The 14586-nt window shown below is 73.3% G+C and carries 13 protein-coding genes; 1 reads left to right on the forward strand and 12 read right to left on the reverse strand.

The window, feature by feature from the left end:
- Window positions 1-76: 76 nt before the first annotated feature.
- Both ACZ4V6_RS32865 and ACZ4V6_RS32870 read right to left on the reverse strand, forming a co-directional pair.
- Window positions 77-1207, reverse strand: coding sequence for an inositol-3-phosphate synthase (locus tag ACZ4V6_RS32865; protein WP_467834431.1), 1131 nt, complete (start codon window positions 1205-1207; stop codon window positions 77-79).
- A gap of 273 nt (window positions 1208-1480) precedes the next feature.
- A complete protein-coding gene (locus tag ACZ4V6_RS32870; protein ID WP_467834432.1) occupies window positions 1481-2578 on the reverse strand; it encodes a ScyD/ScyE family protein in 1098 nt (365 codons plus the stop codon).
- Between the two features lie 250 nt (window positions 2579-2828).
- On the opposite strand from ACZ4V6_RS32870, the gene ACZ4V6_RS32875 reads away from it, so the two are divergent.
- A complete protein-coding gene (locus tag ACZ4V6_RS32875; RefSeq protein WP_467834433.1) occupies window positions 2829-3914 on the forward strand; it encodes a methyltransferase in 1086 nt (361 codons plus the stop codon).
- A 216-nt stretch (window positions 3915-4130) separates the two neighbouring features.
- On the opposite strand, the gene ACZ4V6_RS32880 is transcribed toward ACZ4V6_RS32875, so the two are convergent.
- The 10 genes from ACZ4V6_RS32880 to ACZ4V6_RS32925 all read right to left on the reverse strand — a co-directional run bounded on the left by ACZ4V6_RS32880 (window position 4131) and on the right by ACZ4V6_RS32925 (window position 14551).
- The gene (locus ACZ4V6_RS32880) at window positions 4131-5636 is read right to left on the reverse strand and encodes an FAD-dependent monooxygenase (RefSeq protein WP_467834435.1); all 1506 of its coding nucleotides are present in this window, start codon (window positions 5634-5636) and stop codon (window positions 4131-4133) included.
- Between the two features lie 62 nt (window positions 5637-5698).
- Entirely contained in the window at window positions 5699-7174 is a 1476-nt protein-coding gene (locus ACZ4V6_RS32885; protein WP_467834436.1) for an FAD-dependent oxidoreductase, read from the reverse strand.
- Window positions 7175-7176: 2 nt separating this feature from the next.
- Entirely contained in the window at window positions 7177-8121 is a 945-nt protein-coding gene (locus ACZ4V6_RS32890) for an aromatase/cyclase (protein ID WP_467834438.1), read from the reverse strand.
- Window positions 8122-8156: 35 nt separating this feature from the next.
- A complete protein-coding gene (gene fabG, locus ACZ4V6_RS32895) occupies window positions 8157-8945 on the reverse strand; it encodes a 3-oxoacyl-ACP reductase FabG (protein WP_467834440.1) in 789 nt (262 codons plus the stop codon).
- A 15-nt stretch (window positions 8946-8960) separates the two neighbouring features.
- Window positions 8961-9230: an acyl carrier protein gene (locus ACZ4V6_RS32900; RefSeq protein ID WP_467834441.1), complete on the reverse strand. Its 270-nt coding sequence runs from the start codon at window positions 9228-9230 to the stop codon at window positions 8961-8963.
- 47 nt (window positions 9231-9277) lie between these two features.
- The gene (locus ACZ4V6_RS32905) at window positions 9278-10492 is read right to left on the reverse strand and encodes a ketosynthase chain-length factor (RefSeq protein WP_467834443.1); all 1215 of its coding nucleotides are present in this window, start codon (window positions 10490-10492) and stop codon (window positions 9278-9280) included.
- Window positions 10489-11760: a beta-ketoacyl-[acyl-carrier-protein] synthase family protein gene (locus ACZ4V6_RS32910; RefSeq protein WP_467834445.1), complete on the reverse strand. Its 1272-nt coding sequence runs from the start codon at window positions 11758-11760 to the stop codon at window positions 10489-10491. Before ACZ4V6_RS32910 ends, ACZ4V6_RS32905 begins: the two co-directional genes overlap by 4 nt.
- Entirely contained in the window at window positions 11757-12086 is a 330-nt protein-coding gene (locus tag ACZ4V6_RS32915) for a TcmI family type II polyketide cyclase (protein ID WP_077801395.1), read from the reverse strand. Before ACZ4V6_RS32915 ends, ACZ4V6_RS32910 begins: the two co-directional genes overlap by 4 nt.
- 245 nt (window positions 12087-12331) lie before the next feature.
- Window positions 12332-13030, reverse strand: a complete 699-nt coding sequence (locus ACZ4V6_RS32920; protein ID WP_467834447.1) for an antibiotic biosynthesis monooxygenase family protein — start codon at window positions 13028-13030, stop codon at window positions 12332-12334.
- 51 nt (window positions 13031-13081) lie between these two features.
- A complete protein-coding gene (locus ACZ4V6_RS32925) occupies window positions 13082-14551 on the reverse strand; it encodes an FAD-dependent monooxygenase (RefSeq protein WP_467834449.1) in 1470 nt (489 codons plus the stop codon).
- Window positions 14552-14586: the final 35 nt, after the last annotated feature.

Here is a 14586-nt window from a genome sequence, read left to right on the forward strand (position 1 = left end):
ACGGCCGTGGAGGCGGTGCGCGCCGTGGCGGCGGGGCGGGGCCGCAGCCGCCGGACCACGCCGGTGGAGGTGAGGCTCACCGGTGCTCCCCCAGCCGGTCGGCGAACGCCAGCAGGGCCGCGTACTGCTGGGCCAGGGACGTGCTGTCGCCGTCGGGGTCCTTGAAGTAGAAGCCGAGCTCGGGCCGGGGCCCGGACAGGCCCGCCTCGTGGGCGCGGGCCAGCAGTCGCGCCAGGTCCAGCACGAGCGGCGCGGCGAGCGCGGAGTCGCAGCCCTGCCAGATGGTCTGCAGCACCATGCGGGTGCCGAGGAAGCCCTCGAAGGCGACGTGGTCCCACGCCGTCTTCCAGTCCCCGAGCGCGGGGACGTCGTCGATGTGCACGTCGCCCTCGGGCCGCATGCCCAGGTTGTCGACCAGCACCCGCTCCTTGCCGGCGTTCTTCGCGGCGGCGGCCGCCGGGTCGGCGAGCGCGGCCCCGTCGCCGCCGCCGAGCAGGTTCGTGCCCGACCAGGCCCGCACGTGAAGGGCCCGCTGGCGGAACATCGGCGCCAGCACCGCCCGCAGCAGGGTCTGGCCGGTCTTGCCGTCCCGGCCCGCGTACGGCGTCCCCGCGCGGGCGGCCTCGTCCGCCAGTCGCGGATGGCCCAGTCCGGCCGAGGGGGTGAAGTTGACGTAGGAGCAGCCGGTGCGCAGGGCGGCCGCCGCGTACAGGGAGCTGGCCGGCCACTCGCCGGGGCCGGGGACGGGCTCGGTGGAGGCGACGTTCACCACGACGGTGCGGACGGCGCCGGTGGCGCGCGTGAACTCCCGCAGGTCCGTGGCGAACGCGTCGATCAGTTCCTCGGTGCCGCGCTCGTCGCCGGCCAGCGGACCGCCGGGGCGGATGCGGCTGTCGGCGGCGGCCAGTTCGGCGTGCACGGCGCCCGGCAGCCAGTGCGGCAGCACGCCCTGTGCGGCGAGCTGCTCGGCCCGTTTGGGCAGCGGGCTGCTGCTGGTGTCGTGGCCGCCGAAGACCAGGCAGGACAGCTCGGGCAGACCGCTGTGGGCGAACGCGGGCGTCTCGGTGACCAGGCCGGTGGGCGCGAGCAGCCCTCCCGCGAGGGCCGCGCAGCCGGCGACGGTCGTCGTGGCGACCGAGCCCCGGGCACCGACCAGCCACACGCCGGTGGGCCCTGCTGCGGCGGGAGTGTGGGCGTGTACGGACACGGGCGGCCTCCTTGGACGTCGGATGGGTCCGCGCAAGCGGATGCCCGGCCAGAATGCCGATCCGTGCGGCCGGCAGCCGTCCCTCTCCGGTCGCCGTCGAGCGGCGGCCGAGCGGTTCCCCACCGGAGGCCCGGCCACCGCTCGACCACCTCGTGCTCCGCGTCCCGGGCAGGCCCGGGCACGGCAGCGGCCCCGCCGGCGGGGGGAGCCGGCGGGGCCGTGAGGGGAAGGGCGGCCTCGGGGGAGGCGCGGTGGGTCCGTGTCGGGCCGGCCTCAGTACCAGACGCGCACCAGCTGGCCGTTCGTGCCGACGGAGTGGTTGGTGACGTACACGCAGCCGAAGATGTCGACCCCGAGACCGGAGGGCTGCCGCAGCCTGTCGCCGGTCGGGATGGTGGTGACCTTCTTGGTGCTCAGGTCGATCTCGGACAGCGAGCCCGGCGTCGGAGCCCCGGCCAGCGAGGAGGAGCTGTAGGACAGGGCCAGCAGGTCGCCCTTCCAGTCGAAGGCGATGTCCACGATGTTGGTCAGCCCGGAGACGAAGACCTGCGGCTGCTGGCCCGGCGGCACCTTCCAGATGCGCGAGCCGCCGACCTGGCCGCCTCCCATGTCGGCTATGTAGAGCGTGCCGTCCGAGCTCTTGACGATGCCGGTGGGCACCGACTCGGCGGTGCCGTTCTTCGGCATCAGGTACTTGGTGGAGGTGGTGCCGTCGCCCGGAGCGGCGATCACGTCGTTCGAGCCGGCGTCGGTGGCCAGGAAGCCCGTGCCGTCCTGCACGAACCGCCACGGGTTGCCGTTGATGTCCCCGCCGTCGGGGTTCAAGGTGGCCTCGTGGGTGACCAGGTCGCCGAGGATCTTGCCGTCGCCGGTGCGGTAGACGGTGCCCAGCGGCTTGGCGGAGTCGCCGAGGGAGGAGCGCAGCTCGGGGGTGCCGGGGCCGCCGAAGGCGGACAGCACGGTGTAGCCGCCGCCCGCGGTGGTGCTGCGCACGGCCTGGGACGGGCCGCTGGCGTTGACGGTGGTGGGGTCGGCGGCGCCGACGGCGACGGAGGGCAGGCCGGTCACCACACGGCTCATGGTGCCGCCGAACGGCACCTTGACGACGGCGCCGGTGGCGCCCAGGCACCGGGTGCCCGCGGCGCAGCCCGGCAGGCCCTCGCCGGACTCGGCCACCAGCACCGAGCCGTCGGACTGGGCGGTGATGCCGCGGGGGTTCTTCAGGCCGGAGGCGATGACCGTCAGCGTGGCCGCGGGCTTCTCCTCCGCCCCCGCCTGGGCCGGGACGGCGGCCGACGTGGCCGTCAGCATCAGCGCCGCGGCGGCGGCCGCCGGCAGGACCTTCTTCCAGGAGGTGAGTGAATTCGACATGTCTCTCCTTCGCTGCATGCTTCCCCCGATTTTTCGGAGAGCCGGATGCGAAACCTGCGCCACCATAGGGGAGCTGACGGGTGTGTTTGACCGCTTATTTTCCGCACTTAAACAGAGTTAATTCGGGCGCGATCGGAATTCGAGCGGCCCTCCAGTGAGTCCCGAAAATTATTCCTACCGTGGACAGCCGGGTCCCTTGCCCGTTCGGCGGCTGGGACGGAACGAGCATTTACTGCACGGGAGGAATCGCATGCCCGAACTGCCGCCCCCTTCAGTGGTCCGCGACCTGGAAAAACAGCGGGCGGAACTCCAGAAGCAGGTCAGGGAAATGGCGCCGCCGCCCTTCGCCCTGCTGGAACTGATCATGGGTTCGATGATCACGCAGGCCCTGCGGGCGACCGCCGAGCTGCGGGTGGCCGAGGCGCTGGCGGACGGCCCGCTCGCCCCGGAGGAGCTCGCCGGGCGCGTCGGCGCGAACCCGGACGCCCTGGGCCGGGTGCTGCGGCTGCTGGCCAGTCAGGGCGTCTTCGCAGGCCACCCGGACGGCACGTACGGGCTGACCCCGATGGGCGAGGCACTGCGCGCCGACCACCCGATGACGATGCGGGACATCGCGCTGCTGATGGGGCACCCGACCCACTGGGAGGACTGGAGCGCCTTCCTGGAGACGGTGGTCACCGGCGAGCCCAGCCTGCCCAAGCTGCGCGGCATGAGCGCGTTCGAGTACCTGGAGAGCAACCCGGAGTACGGCGCGGTCTTCATCAACGGCATGGGCAACATGTCCGCCACCGAGACCGACCCGGTGGCCGCCGCCTACGACTTCTCCGCCTTCGGCACCGTGCTGGACTTCTGCGGCGGGCAGGGCGGGCTGCTGTCGGGCATCCTGCGCGAGGCGCCGCAGACCCGCGGCATCCTGTTCGACCCGCGCGTCGAGGCCAACGGGGCGGCCGAGTTCCTCGCCCGGCAGGGGATCGCGGACCGCTGCACGACCGTGGCCGGTGACATGTTCGGCCCGGTGCCCGCCGGCGCCGACGCCTACGTCCTCAAGCACATCGTGCACGACTGGCCCGAGGAGGAGGCGCTGAGGATCCTGCGGAACGTGCGGGCGGCCGTGCGGCCGGGCGGCAAGCTGCTGCTGGTCGAGATGGTCGTGCCGGAGCAGGGCGACCAGCCGCACTCGGGCAAGCTGGTCGACCTGTGGCTGATGCTGTTGGTCGGCGGCCGGGAGCGCACGGCCGGCCAGTACGCCGACCTCCTGGCCCGCGCCGGCTTCCGGCTGGAGCGCGTCGTGGAGACGGCGGCCGCGGTGTCGGTCGTCGAGGCCGTACCGGTCTGATCGTCCCACCGGATCCGTCGAGGCCCCGGCCGCGCCCCGTGAGGGGCGCGGCCGGGGCCTCGGTCGTCGGCCGGGGCACTCGGCCGTGCGCCCGGCCCCGCCGGTGGGCGGGGCCGGGCGGGGGAGGGACGCGCGCCGGGGAAGGGGCCGGCCGCCCGGCGGTCCGGTGCGACGGGGGGTGTGCGCCGGAGGCCGGGCGGCCGGAGGGGAGGCGGGTCAGCGGGCCGCCGGGCCGAACCAGCGTTCCAGGGCGGGGGCGAGACCGGCGGCCGCCGGGGCGCCGGCCCAGGCCACGTAGCCGTCGGGGCGGACCAGGACGGCCGTCGCCCCGGCCAGCACCTCGGTGCCGGCGGCGTCCGCGGCGGTCACGGTCGCCACGTCCACGCGGCCCTGCCAGCCGGCCGCCGCGTCCCGCACCCCGGCGTCGTCGGCCAGGTCCAGCAGCACCCCGCGCCCGGCGTGCAGCAGTTCGGCGATCCGAAGTTCGCCGTCCTCGCCCACCAGCGTCCGCGGCGGCATCCTGCGGCCCACGAGCGGGTGGCCGTCGGCCTCCTGCTCCCCGAGGTCGTAGCGGATGTCGAGGTGGCTGACGACGCCCGAGAGGTGCTTCTTGACGTCCTCGTACTGCAGCAGTTCGGCGAACAGTTCGCGCAGCGGGTCCGCCTGCTCGCCGCCGAGGAAGATGGTGCCCTGGGCGCGGGTGTTCATCAGCAGCCGCCGGCCCACCGGGTGCCGCTCGGCGTGGTAGCTGTCGAGCAGCGCCTCGGGTGCCGCCCCGCGCGTGACCAGGGCCAGCTTCCAGCCGAGGTTGACCGCGTCCTGCACACCGGTGCTCAGCCCCTGCCCGCCGGCCGGGAGGTGGATGTGGGCGGCGTCGCCGGCCAGGAAGACCCGGCCGCGCCGGTACCGGGAGGTCTGGCGGGTGGCGTCGGTGAAGGAGCTGACCCACTTCGCGCTGCCGTGGTGGATGTCCTCCCCGGTGATGTGCTCCCAGGCGTCGGCGACCTCCTCGAACGGGACGGTCGCGTCGCGGTCGCTGGCCGGGGTGCCGTGCGGGCAGACGATGAGCCGGTTCACGCCGTCGCCCAGCGGGCCGACCATGACCATGCCCCTGGGCAGCCGCTCACCGAGGTAGCGCGGGCGCAGTTCGCAGCCGACGACGTCGGCGACGTACATCTTGCGGCTGGCCGGGATGCCGGGGAAGTCGAAGCCGGCCGCCTTGCGGATGCGGCTGCGCGAGCCGTCGCAGCCCACCAGGTACGAGGCGCGCAGCCGCCGCGGCCCCTCGGGGGTCTCCAGGGCGACCTCGACGGCGTCGCCGTCCAGGAAGCCGTCGGCCAGCTCGGCGAACTCCCAGCCCCGCCGGATGTCCGCGCCCAGTTCGGTGGCCCACTTCTCCAGGACCTCCTCGGTCTTCCACTGCAGCACGCCGCGGGCGCCGAAGTGGGAGTCCGGGAGCACGGAGTAGTCGAACTGCACGCCCCCGAAGTGGCCGACCGGCATGGTCTCCAGGCCGCCCCAGCGGGGCAGCAGTCCGCGCTGGTCGAACGTCTCCATCGTGCGGGCGGTGAAGCCCAGGCCGCGCGACTGCATGGTGGGTTCGGTCAGCTTCTCGACCACGACGACGCGTGCTCCGCCGAGGGCGAGTTCCCCGGCGAGCATCAGGCCGGTCGGCCCCGCGCCCACGACGACGACATCGGTGTCCACCGCTGTCCCTTCCATGGTGTTCCCTTTCTTCAGAATCGTCCTTGGCGCTTGCGGTGGGGGGAGGGGGCCGGGGCGGCCTACCGGCCCGCGGGCGGGCCGAACCAGCGGCTCAGGGCTGTGCGCAGCCCCTCCTCGCGGGAGCCCTCGCCCACCCAGGCGACGTGGCCGTCCGGGCGCAGCAGCACGCGGTCGGCGCCGTGCAGGGGGCCGGGGTCCTCCGGGAGGGCCGCCACCGCGCCCACCCGGTCCGTCCAGCCGTCGGGCGGCCCGGCCGGGTCGCCGCCGCGCAGGTCCAGCAGGACGCCCTTGCCGGTGCGCAGCAGCTGGGCGGGGTGGAGCCGGCTGCGGCCGGTGTGCAGCACGGTGTGCGGCATCCGGGCGCCGAGCAGCGGGTGCGCGGGGCCGCCGACGTCGTAGCGCACGTCCAGGCCGCTGATCATGCCCGCGAGGTGGGCCCGCACGTCCTCCTGGGCGATCAGCTCGCTGAGCACCGTGCGCAGGGGCTCCACGCTGCGGTCGCCGAGCAGCATGTGGGCCTGGGCCCGGATGTTGGCCAGCACCCGCCGGCCGACCGCGTGCCGTTCGGTGTGGTAGGTGTCCAGCAGCTCGTCGCCGGCCTTGCCGCCCAGGTGCAGGGCCAGCTTCCAGCCGAGGTTGAAGGCGTCCTGGATGCCGAGGTTGAGGGCCTGCCCGCCGATCGGCATCTGCTGGTGGGCGGCGTCGCCCGCGAACAGGATCCGGCCGTGCCGGTAGTGGGTGAGCTGGCGGGAGGCGTCGCCGAAGGCGTTGACCCACAGCGGTGTCCCGCCGCTGATGTCCTCGCCGGTGACCCGCTTCCAGACGGTGACGATCTCCTCGAACGAGGCGTCGGCGGTGCGCTCGCGGGCGGACGAGCCGAACTCGTGCACCATCACCCGGGTCACGCCGTCGGGGCGGCGCGCGGCGATGGCGAGGCCCTGGTCCAGGCGCTGGAAGCGCCGGCCGGGGATCTCTATGCCGTCGACGTCGGCGCGGATCAGCTCCCGCCCGGCGTCCTGGCCGGGGAAGTCGGCGCCGAGCAGGCGGCGCACGGTGCTGTCCTCGCCGTCGCAGGCCACCAGGTAGCGGCAGCGCAGGCGCAGCACGCCGTCCCGGCCGGTCGCCTCGGCCTCCACCCAGTCCCCCACCTCGCCGACGGCGACGAGTTCGTGCCCGCACCTCAGCTCGGCGCCCAGCGCCAGCGCCCATTCCTCCAGGACCGCCTCGGTCTTGGTCTGCGGCACCTTCCACTGCCCCGGGTGGGTGCTGGGCAGGGTGAGGTCGAGGGGGACGCCCCCGAAGTGGCCGCGGGGCTCGTCCGGCGGGGTGGCGAAGTCGGGCAGCAGCCCCCGGCTGTCGAGGATCTCCATGGTGCGGGCGTGCAGCGTGGAGGCCCGTGACTCGTTGCCGGGGGCGTGCCGCTTCTCCAGGAGGACCACGCCGACGCCGGCGCGGGCCAGTTCACCGGCGAGCATCAGCCCGACGGGACCGGCCCCGACGACGACCGCGTCGGCCGTAAGGCGGTCCGCTGCCACGGTCAGGCCTTCTTCTGCTCGGCGTAGGCCTTGGCGTGGGCCAGCGTGGCGCTGCTGTTGGTGGACAGCGCCGTGTGCACGTACGCGCGGGCGTCGGCGACGGTGGCGTCGGCGCCGAGGATGCGCGCGATGTTGTCGGTGTTGATGGTGACGGTGTGCTGGGAGGAGGCGCTGGTGCCGTCCTCGGTCTCGGTGAACGTCCACTCGCCGGTGTGCAGGGTCATCAGCGCCGGCAGCGTGACCTGCTTGTAGGCGATCTTGTGGTGCGGGAAGACGACGCGGTACGACTTGGTGGTGTGCACCGAGCCGTCCTTGGCGCGGGTGTCCATCTCCAGCTCCTGCAGGCCCGGCGTGTCCTCGGTGAGGCGCACGACGGCCACGTGCGGCAGCCGCTCGGCCCACCGGTCGGCCTCGTTGATGAAGTCGAAGACGTCCTTGGCGCTGCCGTCGATCCGCACGGTGTCGGTGAAGGAGAAGGTCAGCTCCTCGGTGTCGGCGGCGTGCACGCGCTCGACGTTCTCCTTGAGCGCCGCCAGCTCGGAGGTGCTGTTCTTGTCCACGGCCCGCTCGATCCACAGCAGGTCGTGCGGGTCGTCGCCGATGGCGCTGTAGTCGTGCAGCAGCCGCACCCGGGAGGCGGCCTCGCCGAGCGGCTCGATGATCCAGGTGCCGCCCATGTGCTTGACGGGCGGCGCCGGGATCTCCTGGCGGAAGGTGATGGTCAGCCCGGCGGCGTCCAGGGTCCGGCGCGAGGTCCAGTCCTTGGGGGCGCCGTTGGCGGTGGCCCAGATCCGGATGCGCTCCTCGTCGCCCTGCTCCTCGAGCCGGTCGACGTGGATGGTGGGCGGGAAGATCCGCGGCCAGTTGGTCACGTCCGCGAGCAGCTCGTAGACCGCGGCGGCCGGGGCGTCGATGGTGATCTCGTGCTCGACCTCACGCGTCGTCATGAGGTTCTCCTCGGAGGGTGTCGGTGGGGCGGAGGTCAGAAGTTGCCCAGGCCGCCGCAGACGTTGAGGGCCTGCGCGGTGATGGAGGCGGCGGTGTCGGAGGCCAGGTAGCCGACGAGGCCCGCGACCTCCTCGGGCGTGGAGTAGCGGCCGAGCGGGATCTTGGCCTGGAACTTCTCGAGGATGGCGTCCTCGGAGGTGTCGTAGGCGGCCGCGTAGCCCTGGCGCACGCGCTGGGCCATCGGCGTCTCGACGTAGCCCGGGCAGACCGCGTTGACGGTGATGCCGGTGGGGGCCAGCTCGTTGCCGAGGGCCTTGGTGAAGCCCACGACGCCGTGCTTGGAGGCCGAGTAGGGCGCGCCGAGGACGACGCCCTGCTTGCCGGCCGTGGAGGCGATGTTGATGATGCGGCCGCGGTCCTTGTGCCGCATGCCGCCGGTGTTGAGGACCGCCCGGGTCACCCTGAAGACGCTGGTGAGGTTGGTCTCCACCACGTCCTCCCACAGCTCGTCGGTGAGGTCGGCGGTCACACCGCCGCCGGACCGGCCGGCGTTGTTGACCAGCACGTCGACGGTGCCGAAGCGGTCGACGGCGGCCTGCACGAAGGAGTCGACGGAGGCGGTGTCGCGCACGTCGACGACCGTGCCGTCCACCTCCAGGCCCTCGGCCTGGAGGTCCTTGACGGTGGCGGCGACGTTGTCGGCGTTGCGCGCGCCGATGAAGACGCGGTGGCCGGTGGAGGCCAGCAGGCGGGCCGAGGCCAGGCCGATGCCGCTGGTGGCACCGGTGACGAGGGCGACCTTCGCGGTGCTGTTGTCGGTCATGTCGGACGTCCCCCTTCAGGCGGCCTGGGCCGGCGCGAGCTGCGCGTTGACGACGTCGATGAAGGAGCGCGGCGTGTTGGCCTCGCCGACGGCCTCCTCGTCCAGGGAGATGCCGTACTCGCGCTCGATGAGGCCACCGGCCTCCAGCAGGGCGAGCGACTCGTAGCCGATCACCTCGAACTCGGTGTCGAGGATGTCGCCGTCCAGGTCGACGCCCTCGGCCACCCCCGCGGCCTCCCGCAGGGTGCGCTTGAGGTCCTCCAGGGTGAACAGCTTGGTGGACATGGTGGGTCCTTTCGTCTGTGGTTCGGGGTGTGCGGTGAGGGGGTGCGCTAGACGGCGGCGCGCACGACCATCGCGGAGTTGAAACCGCCGCTGCCGCGGGCCAGGACCAGCGCGGTGCGCACGGGCGCCGGGCGGGGGTCGGCGAGGACCAGGTCGAGCGGGTAGTCCGGGCACGGCTCGGTGTGCACGGTCGGCGGGATCACCCCGTCGCGGATCGACAGGAAGGCCGCCGCGAGGTCCAGCGGGGCGGCGCCCGAGTACAGGCGTCCGGTCATGGTCTTCGGCACCGTCACCGGCACCCCGCGGTCCCCGAAGACGGCGCTGATCGCCTGCGCCTCGACCAGGTCGCCGGCCGGGTCGCCGGCGCCGTCGGCGAAGACCACGTCGACGTCGGCGGCGTCCGCCCCGGCGTCGGCGAGGGCGACCTCAACGGCCTTGCGCAGGCCCGGCTCGCGTCCGCTGCCCGGGCGCGGGTCGATCGTGGCGCCGTAGCCGGCGATCTCGCCGTAGACGCGGGCGCCGCGGGCCCGGGCCGCCCCGGCGTCCTCGGCGACGAGGATGGCGCCTCCCTCGCCGGGCACGTAACCGCGTGCGTCCCGGTCGAAGGGCAGGTAGGCGCGGGTCGGTTCGTCGCTGGTGGACAGCTTGCCGGTGGTCAGCTGGGCGACCCAGCCCCAGGGGCAGATCGAGGCGTCGACCGCGCCGGTGACGATCAGGGCGGTGCCCTTGCGGATCTGCCGGCGGGCCTGCGCGACGGCGTCCAGGCCGCCCGCGCCCTCGCTGACGACGACCCCGGAGGGGCCCTTCATGCCGTTGCGGATGGAGATCTGGCCGCTGTTGACGGCGTAGAACCAGGCGAAGGACTGGTAGGCGGAGACGTACTGGCTGCCGCGGCTCCACAGGTTCTGCAGCTCGCCCTGGCCGAACTCGAAGCCGCCGGCGGCGGACGCCGTGATGACGCCCATGTCGAACTCCGGCAGTTCCCCGGGGTCGGCGCCGGCGTCCTTCAGGGCCCAGTCGGCGGCGACCAGCGCCAGCCGGGTGACCCGGTCGGTCTGCGGCAGCAGCCGGCTGCTCAGGTGCTCCTCGGCGACGAAGCCGGGGACCTCGCCGGCCAGCCGGGCCGGGTAGGCGGACGGGTCGAAGCGGGTGATGCGGCCGATGCCGTGCTTGCCGCCCAGCGTCGCCGACCAGTAGTCCTGCGTGCCCAGTCCGTTGGGCGCCGCGACGCCCAGGCCGGTCACCACCACCGAGGCGGTCATACGAGGCTCCTTTCCGCGCTGGCGAGCACCATGGCGCTCTGGAAGCCGCCGAACCCGCTGCCGACGGTCAGGACGGTGTCGACGAGCTGGTCCCGGGCGACGACGGGCACGTAGTCGAGGTCGCACTCCGGGTCCGGGGTGTGCAGGTTGGCCGTGGGCGGCACCACGTCGTACTCCATGGCCAGCGCGGACGCGGCGATCTCGATGGAACCGATCGCGCCGAGGGAGTGCCCGACCATCGACTTGATGGAGCTGACCGGGGTGCGGTAGGCGTGCTCGCCCAGGCTCCGCTTGAACGCGGCGGTCTCGTGCCGGTCGTTCTGCTTGGTGCCGGAACCGTGGGCGTTGATGTAGTCGATCGACTCCGGGTTCAGCCGGGCCTCGTCCATGGCCCGCTCGATCGCCTCGGCCATCTCCACGCCGTCGGGCCTGAGGCCCGTCATGTGGTAGGCGTTGGAGCGGGTGGCGTAGCCGGCGATCTCGGCGTAGATGTGCGCGCCGCGCCTGCGGGCGCTCTCCAGCTCCTCCAGGACGAAGAAGGCGGTGCCCTCCCCGAGGACGAACCCGTTGCGGGTGGCGTCGAAGGGGCGGGAGGCGCACTGCGGTTCGTCGTGGCGGGGGGTGGTCGCCTTGATCGCGTCGAAGCAGGCCATGGTGATCGGCGAGATCGGCGCGTCGGAGGAACCGGCGATCACCACGTCCGCCGAGCCCTCGCGGACCAACTCCACGGCGTAGCCGACGGAGTCGATGCCGGAGGTGCAGCCGGTGGAGACCACGGTGCTCGGGCCCTCGGCGCCGACCGCCCAGGCGACCTCGGCGGCGAACGAGCTGGGCACCATGTGCCCGTACAGGTGCGGGACGGCGTAGGTGTGGTCCACGACGTCGAGGCGGCCGCCGTCGCTGACGACGCGGTACTCCTCGTCCAGGCCCATCGTCGCGCCGACCGCGCTGCCCACGGTGACCCCGACGCGGTGCGGGTCGACGGCGCCCAGGTCGATGCCGCTGTCGGCGACGGCGCCGCGCGAGGCGACGACCGCGAACTGGGCGGCCCGGTCCAGCCGGCGCACCTCCTGGGGCGTCAGGCCGTGCTCGTAGGGGTCGAAGTCGGCCTCGGCGGCCACCTTCGAGCGGAACGGGGCGGGGTCGAAGAAGGTGATGCCCCGGGTGGCGGTACGGCCGTTGCTCAGCAGGTCCCAGAACCTGTCCCGGCCGACACCGCCGGGGGCGATGACCTCGATCCCGGTGATGACAACGCGTCGCCGGTTCACGCGGACGCCTCCCAGTCGTAGAACCGGGTGGCCATGGCGTCGGCCGGCGAGCGCCAGGTCTTCGGGTCGTACGCCTCGATGAAGGGCTTGAGGTCCTCGCTGATCCCGATGAAGCGCGGGTCGGTCTTGGCGGCCTCGATCAGCGCGCCGCCGTTGTCCTCGTCGAAGTCCTGGAGGTGGAAGTACAGGCCCCGGTAGGAGAACAGCTGGCGGCGCCGCGTTCCCATGCGGTGGGGCATGTCGGTCGCGTCGAAGTCGGCGAACAGCCGCGCCACGTCGTTGCTCGAGGCCTCGGCCATCCGGGCGACAATCAACGTGCTGTGCATAGAGGTTCAGCTCCTCGGCGTTGCATGGGAGATTTCGCGTAGCGGGCGGGGCGGCCGGGTGGCCGGCGGGGCGGGCCCCTCCGTGTCGACGGTGCGGCCCGGCGGTAGGGCCCGGCCCGCACAGCGCCTGAGGCCGGCCTGAGCCGCGCTCACGGGCGGCCGGCCGGGTGCGGCGGGCGCCCGGCCCCGCGAGAGGACCGGGCGCCCGGGCAGCCGTGGGGCGTGCCGGCGGGCGGCACGCCGGTTCACTCGTCGCCGGCGGCGCGGGTGAGGACGACCTGGTAGGTGTTGACGTCGACCTCGGTGGTGACCGCGGTGATGCGGGCGTGGGCCTTGCTGCGGCCCTCCGGCCACTTCTCCTCGGGCAGGTCCCGGTGGGCGTCGTAGGCCTCCTTGCTCTCCCACTGCGAGTAGGAGACGACGAAGGAGCCCTCCAGGCCGCGGGCGCGCAGGCCCTTGAGGACGACGTGCCCGCGGAAGCCGGGGGCGTCGACGATGCCCGCCTGGCCGGGGCCGAGGGCGTCGATCAGCTCGTCCTGGTCGCCCTGCGCGACCTTGTGGACGGCGATGACGGTGTAGTTGCCGCGGTTGGGGCAGATCGTCACCTCGCTGCCCGGGCCGTCGGGGGTCAGGGTGTAGGCGATCTCGTTCTGCAGCAGCCGGATGGAGGTGGTGATCTCACCGAAGACCGGCAGGGTGCGGTGCTTGAACTCCTCGCCCTGGTAGCGCCTCTCGAGGTCCTCGCCGCTGCGCCACTGGATGAAGTTGGCGGTGCCGGGGCTGTCGACGCCGGCGTGCACGGTGCTGGACATCCAGCCCTCGTACGTCGCCGCGTTGACGATCTTCGTCATCTCCTGGATGAGCGAGTCCTGCTTCTCGGGCGCGTCGGTGGTGAACAGGTTGAGGACGGTGAGGTGGTTGGCCTCGACGGAGACGGTGGGCATGGGTTTCCTTCGCTTCCTGTGACGGTACGGACGGATTCCGGCTGAACGGGTTCAGGCGGCGGGGCCGAACCAGCGGGTGAGGGCGGTGGCCAGGCCGTCGGCGCCGGCCCCGGTGGGCGCGACCCAGGCGACGTAGCCGTCGGGGCGGACGAGGATGCCGTCGACGGGCGCCTCGCAGTCGAAGTCGGCGGCCACCAGGTCGACCCGGTCGGCCCAGCCCGCGGCCGCCGCGCGCAGCCCGTGGTCGCCGCCGAGTTCGAGCAGCACCGGGCGGCCGGTGTGCTGGAGCGTGAAGCTGGAGATCTTCTCGCCGTCGACGACCAGCTCCCGCTCCGGCAGGCGCCGGCCGAGCAGCGGGTGGTCGCCCTCGCCGACGTCGTGGCGGATGTCCAGGCCGGTGACCATGCCCGCCAGCAGGCGCTGCACGGACTCGTAGCTCTCGACGAGCTCGCCGAACACCTCGCGCAGCGGGGCGATGTCGTCGCCGCCGAGGTAGAGGGTGCGCTGGGCCAGGGTGTTGGTCAGGATGCGGGCGCCGACCGGGTGCCGCTCGTCGTGGTAGGTGTCGAGCAGGCCCTCGGGGGCCAGGCCCTTGACCTCCAGCGCCAGCTTCCAGCCCAGGTTGACGGCGTCCTGGACGCCCGCGCTCATGCCCTGCGCCCCGATCGGCAGGTGGATGTGGGCGGCGTCGCCGGCCAGCAGGACACGGTCCTTGCGGTAGGCGGCGGCCTGCCGGCTGACGTCGGTGGTGGAGCTGACCCACAGCGGGGTGGCGCCGCTGATGTCCTCGCCGGACAGCCGCTCGAAGGCCGCGGCGACCTCCTCGAAGGTGATCGGGTCCGGGCTGGTGCGCAGCGGCTCGGTGCGGTCGAAGTAGATGACGCGGCTGCGGTCCGGGCCGAGCGGCATCACCATGACCATGCCGTCCGGCACCCGCTCGCCGCTGAACCGCGGGCGCAGCTGGATGCCGGCCACGTCCGCGAAGCGCAGCTCGATGGTCGGCTCGGTGCCGGGGAAGTCGATCCCCGCGAGGGTGCGCACGGCGCTGCGGGCGCCGTCGCAGCCCACCACGTAGCGGGCGCGCAGCCGGATGTCGCCGTCCGCGGTGCGGGCGGTGACCGTCACCGCGTCCTCGGCCGTGTCCAGGCCGGTGACCTCGGCCCCGCGGCGCACCTCGGCGCCCAGCTCCCGGGCCCAGCCGCCGAGGACGGCCTCGGTGCGGGCCTGCGGGATGCCGCGGGCGCCGTACGAGCCTCCCTCGATCACCTGGTAGTCCAGGCCCACGCCGCCGAAGTGGCCGACGGGAATGACGCCGACCTCACCGAAGCGGGCCATGAGGCCCCGCTGGGCGAATTCTTCTATGGTGCGTGCCGAAAATCCCAGAGCCCTGGACTGCTGCATGGGCTCGCTCAGTTTGTCGAGCACGGTGACCGAGACTCCATTGAGCCTCAATTCACCCGCGAGCATAAGTCCGGTGGGTCCGGCTCCCACCACGATGACGTCAGCGTCGAAGTCGTTCATTTGGCCCTCTCCCCACTGGTGTCCGGCCAGTATTG

The organism is Streptomyces sp. NPDC029152 (assembly GCF_055564355.1).

What these genes read in the sequence shown, in the direction of transcription:
- ACZ4V6_RS32870 (WP_467834432.1), bottom strand. Translation starts at nt 2,578, where the DNA reads ATGTCGAATTCACTCACCTCCTGGAAGAAGGTCCTGCCGGCGGCCGCC.
- ACZ4V6_RS32875 (WP_467834433.1), top strand. Translation starts at nt 2,829, where the DNA reads ATGCCCGAACTGCCGCCCCCTTCAGTGGTCCGCGACCTGGAAAAACAG.
- ACZ4V6_RS32880 (WP_467834435.1), bottom strand. Translation starts at nt 5,636, where the DNA reads ATGGAAGGGACAGCGGTGGACACCGATGTCGTCGTCGTGGGCGCGGGG.
- ACZ4V6_RS32890 (WP_467834438.1), bottom strand. Translation starts at nt 8,121, where the DNA reads ATGACGACGCGTGAGGTCGAGCACGAGATCACCATCGACGCCCCGGCC.
- fabG (WP_467834440.1), bottom strand. Translation starts at nt 8,945, where the DNA reads ATGACCGACAACAGCACCGCGAAGGTCGCCCTCGTCACCGGTGCCACC.
- ACZ4V6_RS32900 (WP_467834441.1), bottom strand. Translation starts at nt 9,230, where the DNA reads ATGTCCACCAAGCTGTTCACCCTGGAGGACCTCAAGCGCACCCTGCGG.
- ACZ4V6_RS32905 (WP_467834443.1), bottom strand. Translation starts at nt 10,492, where the DNA reads ATGACCGCCTCGGTGGTGGTGACCGGCCTGGGCGTCGCGGCGCCCAAC.
- ACZ4V6_RS32915 (WP_077801395.1), bottom strand. Translation starts at nt 12,086, where the DNA reads ATGCACAGCACGTTGATTGTCGCCCGGATGGCCGAGGCCTCGAGCAAC.
- ACZ4V6_RS32920 (WP_467834447.1), bottom strand. Translation starts at nt 13,030, where the DNA reads ATGCCCACCGTCTCCGTCGAGGCCAACCACCTCACCGTCCTCAACCTG.
- ACZ4V6_RS32925 (WP_467834449.1), bottom strand. Translation starts at nt 14,551, where the DNA reads ATGAACGACTTCGACGCTGACGTCATCGTGGTGGGAGCCGGACCCACC.